Origin of the sequence: Acetomicrobium sp. UBA5826 (genome assembly GCF_002433005.1) — a bacterium.
Classification (GTDB): Bacteria; Synergistota; Synergistia; order Synergistales; family Acetomicrobiaceae; genus Acetomicrobium.
On sequence record NZ_DJHF01000009.1, the window covers coordinates 1 to 25,187 of the forward strand.

The following is a 25,187-nucleotide window of genomic DNA, read 5'->3' on the forward strand; positions in this document are numbered from 1 at the left end:
GCCTTCGGGGATCGACGCAGGTAAAAACTACAACTCCAATTTGCAATATCGTATTTCTATATAAGTTTCGTTGTGATAATGGCAAAGAATTATAATTTAGTGTATACAATATACTTTAAAAGTATACAAATACCCCCTTCTTATAATTTTTATATCAATTTATATCGTCTTAAACAAAAAATTATTATTTTATAAGTTTTTCCACAGGAACATAGGGTTCATTATAACCAAAATACTCTGGACCGAATGCCTTTATGCCCATTTCTGTACGCATTTTCTCATCCGCTGGCACTACAACTATGCTTCCACGATATCCATACTTAACAATATCAGTCCTTATGGGCTCACCTGTTTCCGAGTCGAGAATAAGTATCAAATCAGGTGGGAGACACATAACTCGCCCATCGATCTCCAGCCTAAGCCATTCGTTCTGAAAATCTACAAATGCCTTTGAACCAGAATAATCGTCTAGCCCTTCAAGCGTTAATCTACCCATTGAGAAGCCTTTAGTCTTTTCAGCACCAAATTCCCTTGAAATGTCGACGATCTTTCCTTTAAATACCCTGAAGCCGCCTGTAATCTGCACTACATTTTCAATTGGATCATCATGAAACTTCCGACATCGATAAACGACTTTTCCCAATTCCCAGCTTTTGGAAATGGAATTAAAGATAGCTGCTTTCTTAAGCTCTTTCCCCGTCATGGGATAACCTGCAATCCACGAAATACCACCATATGCCATGGCCGCATTTCTTGTTATTCTTTCAGCCATAAGAGCATTTTCAGTATCAACAATTGTTATGGCACCTTTCTCGTTTGCTGCCGCCGTTGGTGATGGGGAAACGCCATGGGTATAAAAAGAGGTCATTTGAAGTTCCGGAAAAGCTCGCCCCATTCCGTCGGCATCAATCACTGGGACTCCTACAACCCCTGCCACTGCCATGGGAACAGGCGTATTTACTCCCCCTGCTTCAGGAGGAATAATAGCTTTTACTTCCTCTTTAAGATACTTACGCAATCCATCAATGCCCCATAATACTTCCTTGCCATTAGGGGGCTTTTCGGTTAGCACTATCGGTGCCCCAAGACAACCGGCAATTACTGCCAAAGCATCGTCTGGAAAGTCAAGTGGATCAATTATTACTATATCTTTTTGCTCTTTTAAGACATTTAATGCCCATAAAAAACCTATTTCAGGATCACCTCCTCCTCCCGTCGCAAGAATGGAGGCACCAAGAGTTATTTCTCTCAAATCATCTTCGTTGATCACTTTATATGTTGTAACGCCCCACTCTTTTAAGATGTCATAAACATTCACCAATATCACCTTCCTATATCTATCAAATCCCGCGGTGTACCCGTTAAAAGGCTAAAACCATCTTCTGTTATAAGCACCATGTCTTCAATGCGAGCAGCTCCAATACCTTCCACATAAATACCAGGTTCAACGGTAACCACCATACCCGGTTCTAAAACCACCTCAAAATCCTCGTCTAGTATTGGCATCTCATGAATGCTAAGTCCTAAGCCGTGGCCCGTAAGGTGAGGAAAATGTTTCCCATACCCATTCTGAGCAATATATTCTCTCGCTACTTTATCTACATCTCCTCCTGAAACGCCGGGTTTTATCGCGGCTACAGTTCTCTTTTGAGCCTCATATGCTATCTTAAATAACTCCTTTTGCTCATCTGAAAGCCCGCCCAGCGAAAATGTTCTAGTTATATCGGAGCAGTAGCCGTCAAGAATGCACCCCATGTCGAAAAGAATCATTTCCCCTCTCTTCAATTCTTTTTTTGAGGAAAACCTCTGAGGAAGCCAAGCATTTTCGCCAGACATCACGAAAGGCTCAAAGGAAGGTCCTTCCGCACCTTCCTTCATCATTACGTTTAACGCAATTGCTGATACCTCGTATTCTCGCATTCCATCTTTTACACTTTCTAAAGCCTTTGTCATTGCTTCATCTGCAATTTTTGCGCTTGCTCTTATAAGCTCAACTTCTTCTTTAGTTTTAATACTTCTTAGAGTTGACAAGTCGCTATCGATATTTACTAATATTGCATTGGTAACCTCTTTTATTAAGTTTTCCCCTTCAATTGATATTGCGGGAAATTCTACGCCAATTTGGCGTGTCATGTTATCTGAAAGGACTTTTTTAAGGGGTGCCAAGTAATTCGGATTATCTTCCGGAAATTGCCTTACATCCCTTATCCAACAATCCTTTTTTACTCTTTTATAGTCAAGCGTTGGCACAAGGAAGACAATATTTCCTCTTTCAGAAACAAAAAGTATAGAAAAAGATGTAGTATTAAATCTTATGCCAGTGAAATATCTTGTATTAGATCTACTCGTTAAAATAGCAGCATCTAAGCCTTTTTTCCTTAGTAATCTAATAAGCTTATCAATTCTTTTCTCGAAATTCATTTATATCCCTTCTAATTCATTTTCTTTTTCCGGATTAAGCATGTATATTTTTTTAGGTACCCTGGATTCCAGGCTAGAGTCCGAGGGTGCTGTAAGTTCTATCAATATCATATTGTCCGTTAAATGCTTCAGGGACTTATCAAAGTCAGGCAATTTACCTATCGCTTCAATTATTGTTTTTTCTTCACTATAAGGGTTATCTTTTAAGAAGCTTATTATAGCTTTCTCTGTCTCGCTCAATTTATAAGTCACTTCTTTACACCTCCCTATTAAGCTCTTCTACAGGCACATAATCACTTTTATAACCGAAATATTTTGGGCCAAAAAGCTCTATGCCTTTGGGTGACCTCATTCTTTCATGGGCAGGGATAAGTATAATAGTTCCTCTATAGCCATATTTCATAATATCGGTACGAATAGGCTCGCCAGTCTCAGGATCAACGATAGCGATTAAATCGGGCGGAAGACACCTTGTTGTGCCATCAATTTTTAATATCAACCATTCGTTTTGAAAATCTATCTCAGCAATCCTTCCTTTATAGTCCTCTAAACCCTCCATCTTCACCTTGCCGAGGCTAAAGCCCTTCGATGACTCACCTCCAAATTCGCGGGAAATATCAACAATTTTTCCTTTAAATACCTTGATACCAATAACATTTCGAGTCGCCTTAAGACTCTTTAACATTTCCTCTACTGGATCAAGATGCTTCGCCCTTGCTCTATAAACAGCTTTCCCTAACTCCCAGGCAATACTTTGTGAGTTTAAAATAGAAGCCTCTTTGACTTGTTTTCCAGTCATGGGATAAGTGGCAATCCAAGAAATTCCACCATAAGCCATAGCAACTCTACGAGCTATGTTTTCGGCCATTCTATTGTCATCCTTTGTATCTATAACAGTAACGTTTCCCCTATCGTCGCATGAAACTGTAGGTGAAGCATTTACGCCAAAGGTAACCCATGAGGTCATTTGGAGCTCCGGGAAAGCTCGATTCATACCATCTACATCTATTACAGGAACACCAAATTCCCCTGCAGCAGCATAAGCTAAAGTAGAATTAACCCCTCCACATTCTATTGGAATGGTCGCCTGTAGGTTCTTTCCTATGTATCGTTCCAAATTGCTTATAGCATTGCTTAGCACCTCATGAGATGGGGGTTTTTCAGTAAGCACTACTGGAGCACCCAAAGTAGCCGGACTGGCCACCAAAATATCATCTGGTATATCCATAGGATCTATCATGACTATTGTCTTGCCTTCGTCAAGGACCTTATATGCCCAAAGGAGACCAATTTCAGGATCTCCACCACCTCCAGTTGCAAGTATGGAAGCACCAAGAGTTATTTCTTTAACAGCTTCTTTATCTATAATTTTGTAATTATTTATGCCCCATTTTTTAAGTGTCTCAAAAAGCTTATCTGACATATCTATGTCTCCCTTCTTTATTCGAAAATTTTCCCCTTAACTCTGACGCGTACCTTTTCGCGCTTTCCAGGCATATAGGCAAAGGGGATTTCTTCGATATCAAGTATTTCAACACTATGCCTAATTGCCCCCGCCTTTTGAGCTTCGTCTTTTGCCTTTTCAATAACTTTATTTATAGCCTCATTCCTATCTTCAATTTCAAGATCAGCTACCCCCTCGGCGTATGCGCCAATTTCAGCAATAGTAGTACCTATGGCTCCACATACTTCAAAATGGGGCGGCAATATTACTTCCGAGATTCCCTCAAGACCTTCTCGAGGCACCACAAGAGCACCTCCACCAAGAAAAATGGCCTTTATATCACCAGCTACAGTCTTCATCTGGTCAACAGCGACTTCCAGCCTCTTTTTTATTGCTTCATATGCTGCATCAATAATCTTCTTATCTAGCTTCTTAACGTTCTCTATGTATGGCGCAAAATCAGATTCAAATACATCAAGTTTCTGATTAACTAGACCCTTTGCAACAGCTACATCATGAGTTGTAATAATAGGACCTCCAAATGATTTAGCTAACTTTACTAAGTTATATCCAACACTCTCAGGCCCTAGGCCAATTACATCTTGGCTCCTTGTTTTTACAATAGTTCCTCCACCTAGGGCTATTGACATGAGGTCAGGGCAGCGAATGTTTGTCTTGACTCCTCCAATCGTGACAGTAACGGAGGACTCTCTCGGGAAGCCGTTAACTATAAATGCAACATCCGTAGAAGTACCTCCAATATCTACAATTACACCATTGTCAATCCCCGAGAGGTAAACGGCACCTCGCACGCTGGCTGCAGGTCCTGAAGCTACAGTAAAAATTGGGTAGTTAACCGCATAATCTGCCGACATAATGGTTCCATCATTCTGTACTATAAACAATGGCGCATTTATGTCACGCTCTTTGACTGCTGTTTTTAATGCATCTATGGCTTTTCTCATCACCGTTATTACAGAAGCGTTTAAGATTGTTGAGTTTTCCCTTTCTAATAATGATATAGAAGCAATATGATTTGATAATGTAATTGGAATATTGTCGCCTAATTCTTGTCGTATTATTTCAGCAGTTCTTTCCTCCTGGTCTGGGATTATTGGAGAAAACACCCCGGTAATAGCGATAGAGTCTACTTTTCCCGCTATTTTTTTACATGCATTTTTTATAGCATCTTCATCGAGCGGAGCGATATCTCTTCCATCGTACTCTTTCCCCCCTCGGATTATAAATATGTTTTCTTCGCCTCCAATAGCTATTTTTAAATCGTTAGGCCACCCAGTTAGAGGGGGAATAGCAGTCGTAGCAGGTGCCCCCAATCTAAAAATCCCTACCTTGTTCAAGTTTCTTCTTTCTATTATTGCGTTGGTAGTATGGGTTGTTCCAAGTGATACAAGTGCAATTTCAGCAACTTCGGCTTTATTAGTATTTAAAAGAATATCTAAAGCATGTATAATTCCTGATGTAACATCTTCGCTAGTGAGAGCTTTTGCCTTAGCAAGAACGTCCTTACCCCTTAACATAACACCGTCCGTAAAAGTTCCTCCTACATCAAATCCAATTCTAACATCTTTTCCCATAAGACTTCCTCCTATCGCAATATGCTATAGATTGACATTATATATCAATTGATATTTATAATTCTCGAAATAAACTATTTAAATTATTTTTTAATATATATATTTGATATATAATAATAAATTAAAGAGCTAAGTAGCAATCCAGTGAGTGCTGGTATAAATATAGTATCAAAATATGCTATTATTCCACCTATCACTATTGAAATAATCCCAGGCAAATAAATACTTTCAGATTTAGGTTTAAATTTCCTATGTGAGACGAAATAGTACTCAGTAATTATCACACCTGCAATTGGTGGTATTAAAACTGCTATCAATCCAAGAAATGATAAAAAATAACTAACAATACCTGTTATGGCAAGCACACTTCCAATAATAGCAGATAGTAATGTATAAAATACCCTGCTCCCTCCAAATAGTTTTTTTAAGGCCAGACCTGAGCTATAAGCTGCAGTAATACAGGTAGTCCACTGAAGCATAAATATTAATATTAATGCTAAACCTGGCATTCCTAACTTAACCATAACATCAACTATATTCCATGTCTGTTCTACTCCTAGCTTTGCTGAAGATAGTGCCATTACCATGCCACCTATTCCTAACAGTATCGAAGCTGGGAATAAACCGAATAAACCCGCAAAGAAAATGTCGCGATTTTCGTTTTTTATCCATCTTGTATAATCTGCAACAAAACAACATCCTACTATTAACGCCCCTATTTGAATATTAACCCCCCACATCAAACTTAAATTCTCAGCCGGCACAAAAGAAAGTATTGCCTCTAATCCTGCAACTGAAAGACCCAACTTGACCCCATAAACAATAATTGTTGCCATAACTGGAATACCAATCCAATTAATCCATGCCATTGAAGTAATACCTATCATAGGAGGGATGGCAAATAATATCCCAAAAAGTAACGTTAATATCCCGATACCAATTTTGCCCCCTGGTATGGCAACAACAGAAGCTAAAGCTTTAACAGCAATTTCCGTCTCAATACCATACCATGCAATAGATGGTAATGCTGTTACAACTAAAGCCGTCGCTAGTTTGCTTCCAAAAGTTCCAAATGCGCATTCACCTAAAAGATATGTATTTAATCCAACCTCAGCTCCCATTTTCCCCAAAGGAAAGAAAAAAAGAACGAACAGTATAGCCAGTCCGGCAACCATAGCCATAATAGAATTTACAAATGACAAACCATGCATAAGGCCCCCTGCCGTCATGCACACAACAATAACAGCTGTCATTCCAAAATAAACGCTACCCACATAAAACCAATGCCTCCGCTTATTTGAAGGAATAACTTTCTCTGCGTATTCCTCTTCAACTCGCACCATGGATTCTCCTTTTTTGACCTCACCCATCCCTATCTACCTCTCTTATCCTTAATTGGCAATGACCTACCTCTACTCCATGGATAAACTTTCCATGGAGTAGAGGTAGTTACGCAAAACGGCTTATTTTAACCATAAGCCCTCTACACCGTATTGTCCTTCGATATCAAATCTTCTTATTTCATCCAGGGGTGGTGTTTCATAACCGCCTTTCTTGCCTACTTTCCATCCAAATTTGTCACGAACCTCAACCAACATCTCAGCATGTTTAATGGGAGCTAAAATAACGTCGATTACAGGAACTCCAACAATCTCCTGCAACTCTCGATAAAATCCGAATTGCATTGTACATCCCAAAACTAGGCATTCTGCTCCGTCATTATCTACCGCTTCTTTTGCTTCTTGTATAAGACGATCTCTCGTCCTGTTTTCATCTGCATGAAAATCGAGCACTCCAAGACCCAAAATCCTAAAAGAGGCAAGTTTTTCTCCAAAACCATATTTGAACACATTTTCTTTCATGACCGGAACCCATTTTCTTCTACCTACGATCACAGAAAAGCTATTGCCTAAACTAGAGGCTATAATTAAAGACGATTCAGCAGGAGCTGTGACCACCATCTGATCGCATATCTCTCTTGCTTCCCTTAAAAAAGGATCATAGAAGCAACCTATCACTGCAGCATCATAACCATCTTTTTCAGCCTTTTTGATCATATGAAGCATATCTACTCCTATTAACGCCTCATAGTAATGGTACTCTAGGTGCAATGGCCCCCTTCCAAGTGAAGCCACATCGATGTCTACAGATTCATCTACGGCAGATTTAATGTAATCTCGCATATATTCTTCGCCCTCTACTTCTTTCACTGGGTTAATAAAAAGTATCCTTTTGTTTTTACTCATAACAGACCCTCTCCTTTTTATTTGTTATTTCTAAGATTATTTGTATTTTCAATATCTAAATATATATTCTCAGATTTCAATTTTATATCAACTTTATATATTTCATTTGCTTCTTTTATTGTTATATACTCATTTTCAACATCTTCAAGGACCATTTTAGGATCACGACTTAAAGGATCTCCGTAACCACCACCTCCTCCTGTTATAAATCTTATGAGATCTCCATTTCCTAAGGGATAATTGGAAAAAGTGGCCCTTTCAATCATTTTACCATCACTATGATACACTTGAACCTTGTTGTTAGAACCTTCATTTCCACCCTTTAAGCCCCATGGTTTATAGCGATATCGACTCGCGATAGTAGTCAACTCAGCGTTTGAATTACAAATCCTATAATCGCGTACTAAGCCATAACCTCCCCTATATTCACCTGCTCCTGATTGCAAATTGAACGAGTATTGCTCAACTACGATAGGATATTTATGTTCTGCAACTTCTGCGGGGATGATATATGTCTCTCCATCATCTATGGCTACTAATCCGCTTTCTCCGTCCTTATCAAAACCAGCTCCCCACCCACCAGCTTGTGGTTCGCATAAAACAAAAGGCTCTTTTGTCTTATCATCAATACCCCCCACTATTGTGCCCACTATGGACAAAAAGTGGCCCGCCGTTACCCTTTCTGGCACACATTCTGCTACTGCTTTTACTACGAGGTCTACCAAATGAGAGAATGCTTCCCAGTTACACGATACTGGATATGGTCTTACTGCAGAAAAGATAGTCCCATCTGGAACGATAACTTTCAAGGGACTATAAAATCCCTCGTTGCCCTCTGTGTCAGCATGTGGACAAACCAACGCCCTATAGACCACCCTTGCTGCACCCAAGGCACCATATCGAGAACAATTAATTGGGGCGGGAACCTGATCTCCAGAACCCGTTAAGTCGATTGTAAACGAGTCATCAGTGATAGTTACTTTCGCTTTTATATAGACATCATCAATATCATTAGCTTCGGTGTCTATATATCCTTCAGCCTCAAAAGTCCCGTGCGGCAACTTCTCTAATTCCTGCAGAGCTAATTTTTTCCCGTTATCTAGCATCTGTTTAATGGCCATTTCAATCGCATCCGAACCATAACGAGAGCACAACTCAAGCACCCTTTTTTCTGCTACTCTTAAAGCAGCCGTTTGAGCATATAGGTCGCCGACCGTCATACTTGGCGTTCTCACGTTAGCCTCGATCATATCTCTAATTGCAACATTAAGCTTACCCTGCTCATATGCCTTAATGATTGGAAACTGCAACCCTTCTTGATATATCTCAGTTGCATTAGTAGACCAACTGCCGAGCGATTTGCCGCCTATCTCGTTCCAATGCCCTTTATTTGCAGCAAAAGCTATTATCTTATCGCCATAAAAAATGGGCATAATAGCTGAAACATCACAAAGATGTGTACCACTGCCCGTATAGGGGTCATTGGTCAAAATGATATCCCCGGGCTTCAAATTCTCCTTTCCAATTTTTTTTAAGACAGATTTAACTGAATAAGTAATTGTAGCCAAAAACCCGGTAACGCCATTGGCTTGGGCAATAAGATTGCCCTCCGCGTCAGTTAGCCCCGTAGCAAAATCAAGCACTTCGTAAATGATCGTACTTTGGCTTGTGCGAGCCCAACTCAAAAACATTTCATCTGCGGCTGCTACCAGGCCATCGGCAACATTCTCTAGGGTAAATCGATCAACGCCAGCCATCCTTAGTCCTCCTCCACTATTAAATTGCCATAATCGTCCACCGTAGCCTTTTGATCGGGATACACCACAGTTACTGAGGTCTTCTCCTCGATTATCGCAGGGCCTTGAATTGAATTGTTATTCCCCAACTTTTCGCGAACATACACAGGTACATCCTTTATGAGACCATACTCATCGAAATCTACTTGGCGAGAAGTACGAAAAGCATCTTTTGTGGACCCTTGAATTTTTATAGGCTTTATCTCCGATTTTTGTACCTTGCAGTAAGCAATTACATGGTAGTTAACGATTTCGATTGGTGTAGTCTCAAGCTTAAAGGAATAATGTTGCTCATGAAGAGATTCGAAAGACTTCCTAATTAAGGGGATATCCTTGCTGTCCAGTGTATGTCCAGGAATCGGAGTTTTGACAGTGTGCTCTTGGCCAACATACCTTATATCGGCTGCTTTGGTTACATATACATCGTATAACCCGTAGCTTTTATATACATCATTTGCATTCTCAATAAGTTCGAAATAGATAGAATTAATAGCATCAAGATGATCTTCAACTATTGGGGTAACTCGTGTCTGAATGTAATCTTGCCTCATGTCCGTCATTAACATACCCCAAGCTCCGAATACCCCCGGGTTTCTGGGTATAATAATTTTTTTTACATGAAGCTCTTTACCCAAGAAAGGTCCGTGTACTCCTCCATTGCCACCCATGGCAACTAAAACAAAATCATGAGGATCGTATCCGCGACGCACCGAAACAAGCCTTAATGCATTCATCATGTTATTATTTGCAATACGAATGATACCCCTTGCTGCTTCTTCTACTGATATGTTGTAATGGCTTGCTATCTTTGCAACAGCATCACGAGATTTATGGATATCAATATTATATTTATCACCTAAAAATCTTTTGAGATCTATCCTGCCAGAAATGTAATTTGCATCTGTTAATGTCGGATCTGTCCCACCTATGTTGTAACATGCTGGACCTGGATCAGCCCCTGCACTCTGAGGCCCTACTTTAAGATTGCCCACAGGATCAATCCATGCAATGCTTCCACCGCCAGCTCCTATCTCTATAATATCGACAATTGCAGATCTGACTGGATATCCAGGATAAATTGGCGTCCTTTCCAAATAATAGTCATTAGTCAATCGGACTTCATTATTGTATACGAGTGATGTCTTAGCTGTTGTGCCTCCAATATCAAATGTTATTATATTTTTTTCGTCCAATATCTTGCCAAGCTCATTCCCGCCGATCACTCCTCCAACAGGACCGGATTCAATAACATTAATAGGTGTCATCTTGGTCATCTCAAAAGTAGCAGAACCACCGTTAGAAAGCATGGCATATGGCTCATGTTGTAACCCCTTTTGCTTCATTATTTCTTTTAATGTATCTAGATACTTGCGTGCAACTGGCTTAACGTAAGCATTAAACACCGTAGTATTGCTTCTTTCATATTCTCGCCACTCTTTTATGACTTCTGATGACAAACTTATTTCTGCCTCTGGCAATAATTCTCGAAGCAATTTGCCTACCTTTTCTTCATGTACTGCATTTGCATAAGAATGTAACAGGCATACCGCTATGGCTTCGATACCTTCTTTTTTACATCGTGTCGCAATTTCCTTCACGTCATTTTCATCTAGAGGAATTAAAACATTACCGTCTTTATCAAGCCGTTCGGTTACCTCAAATCGGTATTTTCTAGGTACGAACGGTGTGGGTTTTTGAAATCGCAAATTATAGAGATCAGTTCTGTTTGCTCTACCAATTTCCAAAGCGTCTCGAAAACCTTGAGTAGTAATTAATGCAGTACGTGCACCTTTTCTTTCAGTTAATGCATTAATTACGATCGTGCTGCCGTGTACGAGAAAACTAACTTCGTTTAAAGGGATACCTGCACCTTCAATACAGTTCATCACACCATCGGCAAAGTTTTTAGGAGTACTCGGAGATTTATAAATTTTTAATGCACTCGTTTCTTCATCTAAAGCAACATAGTCCGTAAATGTTCCTCCTATATCGACAGCAATCCTGTAACTCAATTAAAAAAACCTCCTTTTTTATGTTTACTATATAGCTATATAATTTATTATAATTCAACACACTATTAAAAAGAAACGTTGATTAAATCTGCAAATATCTATATATTGTTATCATTTTAATTTAGGATTAATAGTACTCTTTTAAACATATTCTATTAATATTGATATGAAGATTTTTTTGATTAATGGACTTGTGATGCTTTGCTACGCTTAGATTGTCGACCTATTTATTAGCGTTTTTTATAAGAGATGTAGATATGCAATAAGGGTAATTGCATCACTGGCTGTTTTCAATATCTTTATAGGACAAAATGGATGTTATTATTTGTTCCTGAGGGACAATTTGCTAGCCCTATTAAAAACGGGACGCTTTCAAAATCTTCAATAGAAGATGACATTGAAGCCTTGCCTGGGGATCATCCAATATTTGTGCCCCAACAACATCTTTGATTTTCTTTATCCTGTACTTAACGGTGTTAGGATGGATATATAATTTCTCTGCGGTAGTTTTAATGCTTGGATAATTATCTAGGAATACCTCTAACGTTTCTAATAAAGACAACTTATCATCCTCATCTAGGGCATATAGAGCTCTGAGAGGGTGATGTGTTAATATATCATCCTTATTTTCAAATGACACGTACTTATATATTCCCATGTCATCGTAATAAAGAATTTTTTTAGAATTAAATAATTTTTTCCCAATATCTTTAGCAAATAATGCTTGATTAAAAGCATTATTTGTATCATTTAAACTGCTGAAATCAGAGCTTATGCTTATAGTTACTGATATATCTGCATTTTTCTCATCAAATATTTTTATTATATTATTAGATATTGTATCAATTATATTTTTGTATATTCCAGTTTTATATTCTTTATACGTAAATCCAACTACTAAAATACATGCATCACTCTGTTGTACAAAAAATGCCACGCGCCTTTCCATTTTCGCTACTCTAAAGGCTTGTTCTACAGATTTTTTTAGATCTCTTTTGATGCGCTGGAAATGACATTCTCCTTTGGTATAATTTTCTTTATAATAGTTTTCGAAATCATCAAGATCTACAACGACTAGAAAATTTTTTTCAAGCAAGTTTAAACCCAACGTCCGCGCTCTTCTCAACATAAGTTCATTAGATGTATGCCTTTCATTAACTATATCATAGAAAAAATCAGATTTTAATCTTTGTTCTGTATCTAAAATTGCTTGAGTTGTTAACATGTCGACTTTCAATGCACTAATTGTCCCTGGGAGAGCTACATGAATAAACTCCTTTTCTTTATCACTTATTTTGCCATATTTAAAAATAATAAGATATCTATAAAAGTTTTTATTAATATTAATAGGAATTATCATAATATCATATTGCTCATCAAAATTTATTATTTTTATATCGTTAGATACATTTTGCATATAAAACGTATTATACAAACATGTTTTAATATATTCAAATATCTTTTTTTTATTTTCATCCGTTATTTCTTTACCTTCAGAGTTATATTTTTCAGCAATAACATTCATAAAATCATCAAGCAACACTACGTTTTTTCCGACAATGGATGATAATTTTTCTATTATTTTACTGACACCCTTATAATCGCTTATAAGGATATTGTTCATCATACTATTTATTTGTTGTGCTTTTTTAAGAGCATTTTCCTCTTTGTTAAGAAGATTCTCGTAAATTTTCTTTATAATTAAAGAATAAGGAACTTTACGCTCCGCTAAAAAAAGAGGAAATCCAATTGAATCAGCATAACTTACAATATTATTTATATTTATTAACTCTTCCTTGTTGCCAGGATGTACTATAACACATGCAGCCCCTCCATTTCTTAAATCTCTGATAAGGTCTAACTTGTCTTTTTCGCTTTTACACACATTAAGTGTAGTTAAAATCATTTCACCGCCAAGTATCCATTCCATACAATTAAGGATTTCTAACACAGTTACAGCATTTATGATATTGCTTTCGCCGCTCTTCCCTGCTTTCCAAACAATACCATCATCACGTAATACTTCATAGGCATCGCTTACAGTTATACCTTCCATTTAAAACACCCAACCCTTGTACCACAATATAACGCAATTTATTTTTTATTATATCGTATACAATATATTTTTTAAATTCCTTAAATATATTTCATTGTTTGTCATATATTATAGTAATATTTACGTCAAAATAGAACACCACTTGTGCAAGCACATGGACAATATATTGCATGATATTTTAGTAAATGAATATGTAGTTCATGTTACTTTATTAACAGCCTACTAAAAAAATATGCCAAATTATCATGCCTCCCTCCTCAGTTAAATGTTAACTCTTTTTTTATCCACGATTAACATACCAAAAACATAAATAGTCCCCGCAAGGACAATTGTCATCACTGGAGTCGGTAAGATAGGGTTAGGGAAAATATTAAAATCAAATAATACTTCAAAAAGCCCACCAGCAAAAAACGAAATTACCGCCACCATATTTACTTTTTTCATTTCTTTTTTTACTTTCATTTTTGAAAGTATATAATAGTCTGCGCACATAACACCCGCAACTGGAATACAAAAAGCATTAAATAAATACATTATATTGCCATATTGCTGAAGGTCTATTACTGATGCTAGAAAAGAAGCAATAACACCTAAATATAATGCCGTCTTCCACCTCTTTGCCTTAGTGGGTAATATTTCCGATACCGCCAGAGAGCAGGAATACAAGTTATTATCATTACTAGTCCATGCTCCAAGGACCACCAAGAAGAATCCGAGAAAACCGCCGGCCATTACTAAGGCTTTTCCCAACTCAGCAGTGCCCATATACATTCCTATAAATATTGATGAAATTGGCTGAATTATGGCAATCGGCAACGTTAGAAGAAACAAAGCTTTAGCATTATCTTTAAAACATCTTGAAAATCTATTAACGTCTGGTGATATGACAACCGCCATTGCCATTCCGCCAACCACCATTGACACTCCTGAAATGAAGCTCATAGGTTCAGTTACCGGAGTTTTAGCAATAGCCTCACTAAAAGACATATTAGATGTCATGAAACTCTTTATAGCCATATAAATCATAACTATGAAAGTATATATTACAGAGGGATAGCTTAAAGCCTCAATTGCCCTGTATCCGAAGATAGCAGTGAGCATCATTGTCAATCCACCGATAAGGCTTATAATTGCAATATTTCCATGCCCTACTAGAGCTACCAAGCTTTCTCCGAATGCTCTAGCTTGAATGGCAAACCATCCAAAACCACATATTGCAACAATAATTGACACTAAGTGAGAACCTACATAACCAAAACTATTCCTGGCAGCCATATAAGCAGATAGCCCTGTCTGGGTTCCTATGTTACCCTGAAAAAGCATGAAGAAAAGAAATATAGAAATTCCTACCAGATCCGCCACTATTGCCTCCCAAAATGGCAATCCTCCAATCAACAGAAGACCTTCTATGATCGAAGGAATGCATATGTAGACTCCTACCCATACTATTCCTATTGACCACCAGGGCTTTCTTGCCTCTCTTGGTACCGGTTCTCTCGGATAATCTTCTCCACTGTCAAAAATCTCCTCTAACTTCTCCGATAATTTCACGAATCTCCCTCCCCTACGGTTTAATTAAACTTGCTTATAACAATCCTCTTTTATACATACAACCCATATCATCCTTACAGCCTATTGAACCCCTCTCGCATTCTATTAAACTTTTAGGTGATCCACTTATAATTGAACCTTTAATGGTTTTGACAAGATCGACAATCTTATGAACCTCTTGCGATTGTCCTTCAATAACCAATGTAGTAGCTCCCTCAGCTCCTAATATTCCGCCCATCCCGATGGGGGTAGCTTTCACATTAGCCAACAGCTCTATGGCTTTTTGCTCGTGAATTATTTCGCCACAAATAGGAATCAACCCTACGGCCATTCCGAAGGAAAGTTCAATAGTCCTTCTCCCAGCGGCTTTTATGGATTGACTTACAGGAATAGGGCTCAATTTCTCTAACCCTACGGCAATTATAATTTTAATACCCTCTGAATTTATCGCAGGAATAATTTTGCCTGGGAAATTGCCAAAAGGTACCCCTGCCATCATGGCAGCGTTACCAAATACATCAAATATATTTGCTCCAGTTATAAAAACATCCTCTTCTCTCATGCTCAAAGCACTTGCTTCAAATTTTTTTTCTTCATCAATATCCCAAATAACTCCTTTATCAACCAATATGCAATGAGGAGCATCTAAATCAAATTTGGAGCATTTTGTCCCCCTGGGACTAACCCTTCCACAAATCCCAAGCGGTATATGGACAAGTTCCTCAGATACAGCAGAAACAGTTGTCCCACCTTTTAATAGTATTTTGCCTTCCTTGAGTGCCTTTTTAACTAAGGGTAATTCTTTTAAACCCTTCGCAATAATCCATTTTGCCTCATTTACTGTTAAACTCACTTGAGCTTTCATTTCAGCTTATCGCCTCTCGAATTTTTTGCTTTTAATAACCAACAATTTTCCCCTTCTCTGGAGCCATATAAAGTCCAAGCTTTGAATGTCTTAGCTTTAAATCAATCATCATTTCCGCAACTTTTAGCGATGTAGCTAAAGGCTCTATTAAAGGAACATCAAGCTCTTGTTTGACCATTTCGGCAACTGATACCATGCCAGTGCATCCAAGAATGATTACTTCGGCCCCTTTATGTTGAATTATTTCTTTGGCGGCTTTGACTATATAACCTGCTGTTTTTTTTGGATCTTTGCTAAGCTCTAACACAGGTATATCTATGCCTATTGCTGCTGCCATACGATTACTCAAACCATAAGCCATGGCTTGAAGCTCTGTCCAAGGTCCTGAATTTCTCATGGTCGATATCACAGCAAATTTATGCCCAAGCATGGTGGCTACAACCATAGATGCTTCCGCAGGGCCAATCACTGGTATATCCACAAGCTCCCTGATAGCATATAAACCAGGATCAGCAAAACAATCAACAACAATGGCGTCACACTTGTCCTTATATCGATCTGCTACTTTTAATATCTCAGGTTGGGCGAAAGCCTCATCGTAAAAAGTCTCTATTGATGCTGGGCCCTTCTTTATGCTTACACATTCAATTTGTGTACATGGATCTTTTATCTTTTCAAGATATTCTTTTGTCATGTTATCAAATTCTTTTGACGTTATAGGATTTATTATAAGGATTCTTCTCATTTTATTCCCTTTCCCTTTCCCTTTCGTCCCTTTTCGCAAGCTGAAAATGCTAAAAAAATAAACCTGCCTTACTGCAGCTAAGCTTTAGGTCAATCAATGTTTCTAACGTTTTTAAGGATGCAGCTGCTGGTTCTATAATCGGAATATTTATCTTTTTAGCTAGATCGGAATATAAAAAAGACATGTCGGTACAACCCAATACTATAATCTCTGCACCTTTTTCATTCGTTGCCCTATTTATGGATTTTACTAATTCGTCAATAGCTCTACCCGCTTCCTTCTCAAGATCCAGTACCGGAATATTGACATATTCAATTGATGCTAGTTTTTCCTCTACACCCATCTTTTTAGCCTTTATTTCAAACATAGGCACTACGCTCTTTTTAACGGTGATTATAGAAAATTTATGTCCAAGCATTGAAGCCAATAACATAGCTACTTCACCTGGGCCTACAATAGGCACACAGCAGATTTCTCTTGCAGCAGATTTCTCTTGCAGCACATACTCCCGGATCAGCAAAACAATTGATCACTATCCCATTAAAGTTATTCTTATTTTCTTCAACCAACCCCAATACCCCGGGCATGGCAAATGCCTCATCGTAGAAAGATTCAATACTAATAGGGCCTTTTTCAATGCTTATCACTTTAATACAAGTATCTACCGAGGCACATTTCCTCAAATATTCAGCATCAGTTGCATTCCATTTATCAGTTGCTACTGGATTAATGATGAGAATATTTTTCTTCATAATTTAACATACCACCACATCTTTATCTTATTTTTTATATCTATCTACTCTGCAACTTACTAAAAGAAGGCTCGAGGAATACTTCCCAAGCCTTCTTTATTTAACGCGCCATTACTTTGCATATCTATTTTCTATAGGCTGATATGCAACATCAAATCCAAAGCTTTTTGGTCCAAATATTTCTAATCCCCTTTCAGTCCTCCATTCTTTGGGAGCGGGTAGTGCTATTACAGACACTCGCAATCCAGGCTTAAAATCAGGGTTTGTTACAGGCTCCATTGTTTCATCTGCTATTAAGCATATAAGATCCGGCACTGTAATGTCTACGACTCCATCTTTCCAAGATATTATATTTTCGTTCTTAAACCATATCTTATAAGAAGATCCCGCAAATTTTCTTTCGCCTTTTATAATAGTCTCTCCAATAGTAAAGCCATCCCTATCCTCCCACTTCAAATCATCAACAAGGCCTTTAAAAACTACATATCCTTTCCCGGCACTGGCAATTTCTTCCACAACGTCTAGATTCTTTTCTTTAGCTTCCCTGTAAGCTCTGCCAATTTTTAAGGCATATGTAACAGCGCCGGGTATTACGCCATTTCTTAATTCGCTTCCTGTAGCCAAGTGATCGGTAACACCTACCTGATTCTTGCTAACCACAGCAATAGCTCTAACTACAGCTTCCGCCCTAAAATCATTTACTACATTCTTAACAATTACAGCATCCCCAAATTCATTTACTACTGCCATAGGAGTTATCGAAATTCCATTAATATAGAAAGTAGAATGTTGAAGTTCTGGGACCGAACGCCCTGCTGGATCTCCATCGACTATATAGATTCCTAACATGGCAGCTACATAAAAGGCGACCGCAGAATTAGAGCCTCCAAGTTCTGTAGTTATTGCCCCATAGAACTTTTTCCCAGTATATTCTTCAAGCACTTTGAACGCTCTTAGTGCAGGCTCTTCATCAATTTTAGGTAAACCCTTATATTTTTCTTCCTGCTCAGGAGTTGTTGGTGATATTGAACCACAATAATACGGACATGCTACCAGGGCATCATCAGGCAATTCATGGAGGTCTAGAAGTGTAATTTTCTTTCCTTCATTAAATGCTTTGTCTATTAGGGCTAAACCTTTCTCGAGCTTACCACCACCACCCGTTCCAAGTATAGTGCAACCGTATAAGATGTCATACATATCTTGTTTTGTAAGTTTTTGCATTATTACTCTCCTATCATAATATTTAAGCTTAAAGCAAATTTTAGTGATCTAATTTCTTAGCCAACTCAATCACTTCTGGATGAACAATTTGACCCGTATCCAATATTTTCACATCATCAAGCCATACCGTAGAGTTCAAACATATGCCATCACAATGAGATTTGGCTTTTATACCTTCCGGAGGTGCATCAATAGGACTCAAATAACCGAGACCCCACTCTGTGCAACCCCAGACCCTTTCATCCTCTAATACGTTCCCTGTAAGTTTCGCGCCAGGATTGAAGCCGTAGCATACATGAGCCAATCTAAACATGTTCGGATCATCGAAACTTTCAAGCCAATTCTTTAACTCAAGCGCCTGCTCTCCACCCTCGATTTTCACCACTCTGCCTCTTTCTACATTCAAAATAACAGGTTGCTTCAAATGTCCACATGGAGGAGAGATGGTGCCATCAAAAACGAGAACACCGTTTATAGTCTCAAATCTGGGTATCCAACAAATTTGACCTGCCAACATGTGCATGCCAGGTTTCGAGGAATCGCCATCATCACAACTAAATGTATAATTGGGTTCATTATCGAACTCTAACTTCGTTCCAGCAGGAGTCGTGATTTTTACATGCCTAGCTTTAGCAGTTAAATCAGTAACTTTATGCAAGAATTCTGATAAGATTCCTCGATCTACCCTTCCAATTGTCCGAACCATCATGTCGACGTTCATGCCCACCAAGCAAAGATAGCGTAGCTTCTTGTTTTCTTCCATCGCTATCTCAAATGGGGTTGAATAAAGCAACCACTGATTGTTAAACTCTACCCATGCATCAGCTTTACATAAGGCAGCCGAAAGTGATTCTAGGGGTAACGCAGGATCTGCCGCTTTACCTACCCCTTGCGGAGAGGCAAGCCATATGACCATTGGTTTTGCACCCATTGCAAAAGCAGCTGCTGCCGTTGCGTTTACTACTCGCCCATCGGACTCCGTATCAGCTGTTACTACGATGGTTTCTCCAGGTTTTAACTGGAACATGTCCCTTGTCAAGACCAGGGCAGATTTCATAAGTTCGTATTCATAAAACTGTGCCATGCTTACACCTCCTTAATTCTCGTTTCTATTGGCACATAATCCTCTTCAAATCCAAAAAACCGCGGATTTAGTATAGATAGACCTCTTTCTGTCCTCCATATTTCGGGGGCCTTAAAAGCTATCACAGAAACTTTCATATTTCTCCTACAATGCGGGTTTGTTATGGGATATCCCGTTCCAGTTTCAACCACACAAATTAAATCTGGCGGAGTCACAACTACTTTTTCATCAAGCCAACACATCATATTTTCATTTTTAAACCATATTTTCATTGCATGGTTTCTAAACTTGTTAACGCCCTCAATTTCTATTGTACCGTATGTAAAGCCGCTTTCTACCTTCCACTCTGTGTCTTTTTTCACGATACCATCAAAGAGATGAAAACCGTTTCCCGCAGAAACGATTTGTCTTATTGGATCTAAACCCTTTTCTGTAGCTATCCTTTGAGCTTTGCCAATTTCTCGCGCATAGGAAAGCGCATCAGGTATTACAGATCTTTTTAAATCCCTTCCTCTGCAAGGGTGGTCAGTCATACCTACCATCCCACCACTTACAACCGCGATTGCCCTCACAACTTCCTCTGCCCTAAAATCATCGGCAAATTTTTCAAATATTCCTATATCTCCGATGTTGCTTGCCACAGCAAGAGGATATATTGGAATTCCAGAGATATAAAACGTAGAAAATTGAAGATCTGGTACGGCTCTACCTGCTGCATCGGCATCAACAATAAACTTTCCTAACCTAGCTGCTGTAGACATTGCAACGGCAGTATTCATACCACCATATTCGATCGATACAATACCTGGTATATTTTCCCCTATGTATTTTTCTAAAGCCGAAACAGCTAGAACAGTTTCTAGTTCTTCTATCTTTTTATACTTCGATAGGGAATCATTTTCTTGAGGGCCTATTGCACCGCAGAAATAAGGACTTGTAAAAATTGCGTCATCATCAATTTCACTCAATGATACTAAATTATATTCCCGCCCCTTTTTGAAATCCTCTTCAACAAGGGCTAAGCCTTTCTCAAGATCCCCACCTCCACCCGTACTCAATATCGTACAGCCAACCAAAATATCCTCAACATCTTGAAAGGTTAATTTTGTCAATTCCCTTTTAAACCCCCTTTGTCTTCCTGCTGATTATGCTTTTATTGATATAACTTATTTGGCCAGTTCCCAAATTGCCTGCGCATAAATCTTTGCTATTAATCTCAAATCATTGAGAGTAATATGCTCATCTGAACAGTGAGCTAATTCCCTTTGACCAGGAAATACCGGGCCAAAAGACACAGCGTTTTTAACGTATCTGCAATAAGTACCCCCTCCTATGGAAAGAAGTTTAGGGTCATCTCCAGTCATTTTTTTATATACATACTGAAGCTTTTTTATAAATTCAGCATGTGGGCTGACATATAAAGGTAATTCGTGGTCATTCACTACAATTTTTGTGTTTAGATCGCTTAATGCTTGCTTCAACTTTTCTATTATTTCATAGCCATTTGCTGTCACCGGATATCTTATGTCAAACTTAAATATTCCCCGTTCCTCGTTAACGTCCACTACGCCAAGGTTCAGGGTTAAGGCGCCAGATATGTCATCACTACAAGATATTCCGAGACTTCGCCCATCGATCTCCATATCCACTTTTTCTGCTAATTTGTTTATAAAAGATTGAACATCACTGTTATCGATTCCGAGGATTTTTAAAGAGCTCAATAATATTTGAATAGCATTCTCGCCATCATACGGTTCGCTGGCATGTGCAGGAATTCCTTGCGCTCTTACAAGAACCCCTTCCGAAATCTCCTCAATTTGTAACTTGTTCCTAAAAATACTATCTTGAAGTTTTTGATTAACATCCCGCAATGTGGATCCTACAATTAAAGCTTCCGCCTCCCCGGGCACCATATTAACCCTTGTTCCTCCGCCTATTTTTTTAAAATTAACTTTTAGTGATGCGTTTACTTCAAATTTTTTTATAATGTCAATATGTAAAATACCTTTTTCAGCGTGTATTATGGGAAATTCAGCATCGGGTGAAAATCCGTATATAGGAGATCCTTCTTTTTTAAGATAATATTGTATACATCTATTATTGGTCTCTTCATCTGCTCCGATAATAAGCCTAATTCTCTTTGAAATAGGAAGGTTAGATTCTTTGATGGCTTTTAAAGCATACAATGTTGCAATTATTGGCCCCTTATCGTCGATAGACCCTCGACCATAAATGCTTCCATCTTTTATTTCTCCCCCAAAAGGATCAACAGACCAACCTGCTCCAGCGGGAACTACGTCTACATGAGTCAGTATTCCAACTGTATCTATGCCGTCCCCTATCTCAATATACCCAGCATAACCATCTAAATTTGTAGACCTAAAGCCTAATTGTTCTCCCTTTTCAAGAATCCATTCAAGGCCTCTGCTTACTTCCAAACCGAAGGGACACCCTTTGTCTTTAGTTGTATCATCCAGAACGCTCGGTATTCTTATGAAACTTTTCAGGTCTTCAACCATCTCACAAAAATATTCGTCGATCATCTTATCTAAAATAACATTCATAGTTTTTACCTCATACCTCACATTATTTAATATAATATCAAGGTAAAATAGTACCTATATCTAAACCACGATTTCCACTGACGATCCCATAATTCTGGAATTAGCTTCGACCGCTTGCTAGTTCATATAATGCTATGTTATAGTCTAACGGTAAAAGAAAAGAACTTGGCCAATGTATAAAACACATGTACACCTAAAAGGATAAATGAGACAATTTTCATTTACAATGTCTTTCAAAAATAAAACAAAGCATTTTTTTTGTCCTTATAGAACAATTGCGGTTAAATAGCAATAGGGAGGCTTATGAATGAAATCTGTACGTTCAATAATTGCAGTCGATTCCCACACCATGGGAGAACCGACAAGGGTGGTCATCGGTGGCATTCCAAACATTCCCGGTAAAACCATGTCCGAAAAAAAGGAATACATGGCATCCAACCTGGACTATTTGAGGACCGCCTTGCTCCTTGAACCAAGGGGACATAGCGATATGTTCGGAGCGATAATGACCTCTCCAACGACACCTGACGCGGATTTCGGTGTGATATTCATAGAAAGCGGCGGATACATGAACATGTGCGGACATGGAACCATAGGGGTATGTACAGTCGCAGTCGAGATGGGAATGGTAACGCCAACTGAGCCCATTACGAACATAACATTAGATACTCCCGCAGGGATCGTCAAAGCCTGGGTTGCAGTCTCAAATGGTAGGACAAGGGGAGTGACCTTTGAAAATGTGCCCGCATTCTTATATAGAAAAGACGTATCAATAAACACACCGTCATTTGGCGAAATAAAGATGGATATCGCATTTGGAGGAAACTTTTTTGCCCTGATTTCAGGCGAACAATTAGACTTAAAGATCGAAAAGCCTAATGCTCAAAAGCTGATCGATGCAGGAATGGAAATACTGGAATGCACAAACAATGCCATTAAAGTTAAACACCCTGAAAAACCGCATATAAACACGATCGACCTCGTCGAGATATTCGAAAAGGTGCCACAAGAAGACTTACATTATAGAAATGCCGTAATTTTTGGCGAGAAGTCGCTTGACCGCTCCCCCTGCGGTACGGGGACCTGTGCTAAAATGGCCTCCCTTTTTGCCCGTGGGGAACTCAAAATTGGCCAGGAATTCATAAACGAAAGCATACTGGGCACACAATTCATAGGAAGGTTAAATGGAACGACAAAGGTCGCAGGCCTAGATGCAGTAATCCCTGAAATCACTGGCAGGGCCTTTGTGACCGGCGTAAGCCATTACATGATAGACGACGAAGATCCGCTAAAATATGGGTTTACCTTGCGATAGACAGATCGTGCAAACCGTTAAAAATAAGGCCTCAATGCCGGTTAACAGCTTTGAGGCCTTATTTTCTTTAATCTTTAAATTTAAAAGAGTCCATCCCATAAATTGTGTAAACCTCCTGAAAGGTGCAAAATAGAGAGCACTAATCAGGAGGTTTTATTATGGCAAGAAGAAATCGAGATCCGGAACGTGAAGCAAAGCGGGAAAAGATGAGCAGTCTGCTCCAGGAGCTAAAAGTGAGCTCTATGGAGGATATCCATGACCTTTTCAAGGAAATGATAGGAACCTTCCTTGAGAATGGTCTTGAGGGTGAACTGGACGAAGAACTTGGCTATACCAAATACGATTACAAAAACAAGACGACAGACAACAGCCGTAATGGCACAAGCCCCAAGAAAGCAAGATCAAGCTACGGAGAGATAGACCTGAACGTTCCTCGCGACCGCAAGGGAGAATTTGAGCCGGAGCTTGTAAAGAAACAGCAGACAAGCATATCAGGAGACATAGAAGAAAAGATCCTCTCAATGTACGCAAAAGGCATGACCACCTCAGACATTGAAACCCATATTCGTGACATATACGGTCTTTCTGTCTCAAGACATTACAATAAGCAGGATAACGGACAAGATACTGCCGTTGGTGAAAGAATGGCAGAGCAGACCTCTTGAGAGCGTCTATGCGGTAGTATTCATGGATGCCATCTGCTACCACGTCCGCAGCGAAGGGCAGATCATAAAGAAGGCAGTCTACATAGCAATAGGCATAAACATGGAAGGCACCAGAGAAGTGCTTGGAATGTGGACCAAAGAGAACGAGAGCGCCAAATTCTGGCTTTCTGTGCTGAACAGTCTGAAAAATAGAGGACTGGAAGACATCCTTATAGCCTGTGTGGACGGTCTCAAGCAGATTCCCCGGCGCAATAGAGGCGGCATATCCAAAGACTGAGATCCAGCAGTGCATAATCCACCAGATACGCAATTCGACCAAGTATGTCTCTTATAAGGACATAAAGCTCCTCATGTCAGATCTAAAAGAGGTATACGCCGCAGTAGATGAGCAGACAGCTTTGGACAGCCTTGAAAGATTTGGGGACAAATGGGATGCGAAATATCCCAAAATATCCAAGTCATGGCAGGAGCATTGGGCCGACCTTAGCACCTATTTCAAGTATCCTATTGAGGTCAGGACCCTCATCTACACGACCAATACCATTGAAGGATTCAACCGTCAGCTTAGAAAAGTTACCAAATCCAAGACTGTTTTCCCTACAGACGACAGCCTGTTAAAGATGCTTTATCTGGCAATGATGGACATAACCAAGAAATGGACTGGGCGCCGTAAGGACTGGGGTACTATCCACTCTCAGTTGGAGGTATTTTTCGAAGGCAGGATCTGAAAGATGCCCTATGTCAGATAAAATGTATAGCCTGAAAATATGGCTATGCCTGACTGTCTGTTATTTGGTATAATTAAAAAGGTCCGGAGCTGAAAACCAGCACCGGGCCCATATTTCAAACGCC

Annotated in this window: 20 protein-coding genes and 1 pseudogene; 2 read left to right on the forward strand and 19 right to left on the reverse strand. The window is 39.0% G+C overall.

Going from position 1 to position 25,187, the window contains the following annotated elements:
- Positions 1-184: 184 nt before the first annotated feature.
- The 19 genes from B3N34_RS01750 to pepV all read right to left on the reverse strand — a co-directional run bounded on the left by B3N34_RS01750 (position 185) and on the right by pepV (position 22,355).
- Positions 185-1,318, reverse strand: coding sequence for a DUF917 domain-containing protein (locus B3N34_RS01750; protein WP_286974370.1), 1,134 nt, complete (start codon positions 1,316-1,318; stop codon positions 185-187).
- Positions 1,319-1,323: 5 nt separating this feature from the next.
- A complete protein-coding gene (locus B3N34_RS01755) occupies positions 1,324-2,421 on the reverse strand; it encodes a M24 family metallopeptidase (protein ID WP_286974372.1) in 1,098 nt (365 codons plus the stop codon).
- Positions 2,422-2,673 (reverse strand): hypothetical protein, encoded by a 252-nt coding sequence (locus B3N34_RS01760; RefSeq protein WP_286974374.1) that lies wholly within the window; start codon positions 2,671-2,673, stop codon positions 2,422-2,424.
- 4 nt (positions 2,674-2,677) lie between these two features.
- Positions 2,678-3,844 carry a DUF917 domain-containing protein gene (locus tag B3N34_RS01765; protein ID WP_286974377.1) on the reverse strand — a complete coding sequence of 389 codons (1,167 nt, stop codon included), beginning with the start codon at positions 3,842-3,844 and terminating at the stop codon, positions 2,678-2,680.
- Between the two features lie 17 nt (positions 3,845-3,861).
- The gene (locus tag B3N34_RS01770; RefSeq protein WP_286974380.1) at positions 3,862-5,460 is read right to left on the reverse strand and encodes a hydantoinase/oxoprolinase family protein; all 1,599 of its coding nucleotides are present in this window, start codon (positions 5,458-5,460) and stop codon (positions 3,862-3,864) included.
- Positions 5,461-5,543: 83 nt separating this feature from the next.
- Positions 5,544-6,830, reverse strand: a complete 1,287-nt coding sequence (locus B3N34_RS01775; RefSeq protein WP_286974382.1) for a purine-cytosine permease family protein — start codon at positions 6,828-6,830, stop codon at positions 5,544-5,546.
- A gap of 93 nt (positions 6,831-6,923) precedes the next feature.
- A complete protein-coding gene (locus B3N34_RS01780; protein WP_286974384.1) occupies positions 6,924-7,706 on the reverse strand; it encodes an aspartate/glutamate racemase family protein in 783 nt (260 codons plus the stop codon).
- Positions 7,707-7,723: 17 nt separating this feature from the next.
- Positions 7,724-9,463, reverse strand: a complete 1,740-nt coding sequence (locus tag B3N34_RS01785; RefSeq protein ID WP_286974385.1) for a hydantoinase B/oxoprolinase family protein — start codon at positions 9,461-9,463, stop codon at positions 7,724-7,726.
- A gap of 2 nt (positions 9,464-9,465) precedes the next feature.
- A complete protein-coding gene (locus B3N34_RS01790; protein WP_286974387.1) occupies positions 9,466-11,514 on the reverse strand; it encodes a hydantoinase/oxoprolinase family protein in 2,049 nt (682 codons plus the stop codon).
- A 355-nt stretch (positions 11,515-11,869) separates the two neighbouring features.
- A complete protein-coding gene (locus B3N34_RS01795) occupies positions 11,870-13,570 on the reverse strand; it encodes a helix-turn-helix domain-containing protein (protein WP_286974388.1) in 1,701 nt (566 codons plus the stop codon).
- Between the two features lie 261 nt (positions 13,571-13,831).
- Complete coding sequence (locus B3N34_RS01800; RefSeq protein ID WP_286974390.1) at positions 13,832-15,121, reverse strand: purine-cytosine permease family protein; 1,290 nt, start codon at positions 15,119-15,121, stop codon at positions 13,832-13,834.
- A 34-nt stretch (positions 15,122-15,155) separates the two neighbouring features.
- Positions 15,156-15,986, reverse strand: a complete 831-nt coding sequence (locus tag B3N34_RS01805; protein WP_286974392.1) for a hypothetical protein — start codon at positions 15,984-15,986, stop codon at positions 15,156-15,158.
- A gap of 31 nt (positions 15,987-16,017) precedes the next feature.
- Positions 16,018-16,731: an aspartate/glutamate racemase family protein gene (locus B3N34_RS01810; RefSeq protein ID WP_286974394.1), complete on the reverse strand. Its 714-nt coding sequence runs from the start codon at positions 16,729-16,731 to the stop codon at positions 16,018-16,020.
- Between the two features lie 49 nt (positions 16,732-16,780).
- Complete coding sequence (locus B3N34_RS01815; protein WP_286974397.1) at positions 16,781-17,194, reverse strand: aspartate/glutamate racemase family protein; 414 nt, start codon at positions 17,192-17,194, stop codon at positions 16,781-16,783.
- Positions 17,172-17,483 carry an aspartate/glutamate racemase family protein gene (locus B3N34_RS01820; RefSeq protein WP_286974398.1) on the reverse strand — a complete coding sequence of 104 codons (312 nt, stop codon included), beginning with the start codon at positions 17,481-17,483 and terminating at the stop codon, positions 17,172-17,174. Before B3N34_RS01820 ends, B3N34_RS01815 begins: the two co-directional genes overlap by 23 nt.
- 111 nt (positions 17,484-17,594) lie before the next feature.
- Complete coding sequence (locus B3N34_RS01825) at positions 17,595-18,707, reverse strand: DUF917 domain-containing protein (RefSeq protein ID WP_286974400.1); 1,113 nt, start codon at positions 18,705-18,707, stop codon at positions 17,595-17,597.
- A gap of 40 nt (positions 18,708-18,747) precedes the next feature.
- Positions 18,748-19,791, reverse strand: a complete 1,044-nt coding sequence (locus B3N34_RS01830) for an aminopeptidase (RefSeq protein ID WP_286974403.1) — start codon at positions 19,789-19,791, stop codon at positions 18,748-18,750.
- Between the two features lie 2 nt (positions 19,792-19,793).
- Positions 19,794-20,903 carry a DUF917 domain-containing protein gene (locus B3N34_RS01835; protein WP_286974405.1) on the reverse strand — a complete coding sequence of 370 codons (1,110 nt, stop codon included), beginning with the start codon at positions 20,901-20,903 and terminating at the stop codon, positions 19,794-19,796.
- 54 nt (positions 20,904-20,957) lie between these two features.
- On the reverse strand, positions 20,958-22,355 hold the full coding sequence (gene pepV / locus B3N34_RS01840) for a dipeptidase PepV (RefSeq protein ID WP_286974408.1): 1,398 nt from the start codon (positions 22,353-22,355) through the stop codon (positions 20,958-20,960).
- Between the two features lie 307 nt (positions 22,356-22,662).
- Here pepV and B3N34_RS01845 point away from each other — a divergent pair, with 307 nt between their 5' ends.
- A complete protein-coding gene (locus B3N34_RS01845) occupies positions 22,663-23,670 on the forward strand; it encodes a proline racemase family protein (RefSeq protein WP_286974411.1) in 1,008 nt (335 codons plus the stop codon).
- A gap of 158 nt (positions 23,671-23,828) precedes the next feature.
- Positions 23,829-25,063 (forward strand): annotated as a pseudogene (locus tag B3N34_RS01850) (IS256 family transposase).
- The last annotated feature ends 124 nt before the right edge of the window (positions 25,064-25,187 follow it).

Coding starts and splice junctions, on each gene's coding strand:
- B3N34_RS01785 (WP_286974385.1), bottom strand. CDS start 9,463: ATGGCTGGCGTTGATCGATTTACCCTAGAGAATGTTGCCGATGGCCTG.
- B3N34_RS01765 (WP_286974377.1), bottom strand. CDS start 3,844: ATGTCAGATAAGCTTTTTGAGACACTTAAAAAATGGGGCATAAATAAT.
- B3N34_RS01810 (WP_286974394.1), bottom strand. CDS start 16,731: ATGAGAAGAATCCTTATAATAAATCCTATAACGTCAAAAGAATTTGAT.
- B3N34_RS01805 (WP_286974392.1), bottom strand. CDS start 15,986: ATGAAAGCTCAAGTGAGTTTAACAGTAAATGAGGCAAAATGGATTATT.
- B3N34_RS01830 (WP_286974403.1), bottom strand. CDS start 19,791: ATGGCACAGTTTTATGAATACGAACTTATGAAATCTGCCCTGGTCTTG.
- B3N34_RS01825 (WP_286974400.1), bottom strand. CDS start 18,707: ATGCAAAAACTTACAAAACAAGATATGTATGACATCTTATACGGTTGC.
- B3N34_RS01795 (WP_286974388.1), bottom strand. CDS start 13,570: ATGGAAGGTATAACTGTAAGCGATGCCTATGAAGTATTACGTGATGAT.
- B3N34_RS01845 (WP_286974411.1), top strand. CDS start 22,663: ATGAAATCTGTACGTTCAATAATTGCAGTCGATTCCCACACCATGGGA.
- B3N34_RS01770 (WP_286974380.1), bottom strand. CDS start 5,460: ATGGGAAAAGATGTTAGAATTGGATTTGATGTAGGAGGAACTTTTACG.
- B3N34_RS01755 (WP_286974372.1), bottom strand. CDS start 2,421: ATGAATTTCGAGAAAAGAATTGATAAGCTTATTAGATTACTAAGGAAA.
- B3N34_RS01775 (WP_286974382.1), bottom strand. CDS start 6,830: ATGGGTGAGGTCAAAAAAGGAGAATCCATGGTGCGAGTTGAAGAGGAA.
- pepV (WP_286974408.1), bottom strand. CDS start 22,355: ATGAATGTTATTTTAGATAAGATGATCGACGAATATTTTTGTGAGATG.
- B3N34_RS01820 (WP_286974398.1), bottom strand. CDS start 17,483: ATGAAGAAAAATATTCTCATCATTAATCCAGTAGCAACTGATAAATGG.
- B3N34_RS01780 (WP_286974384.1), bottom strand. CDS start 7,706: ATGAGTAAAAACAAAAGGATACTTTTTATTAACCCAGTGAAAGAAGTA.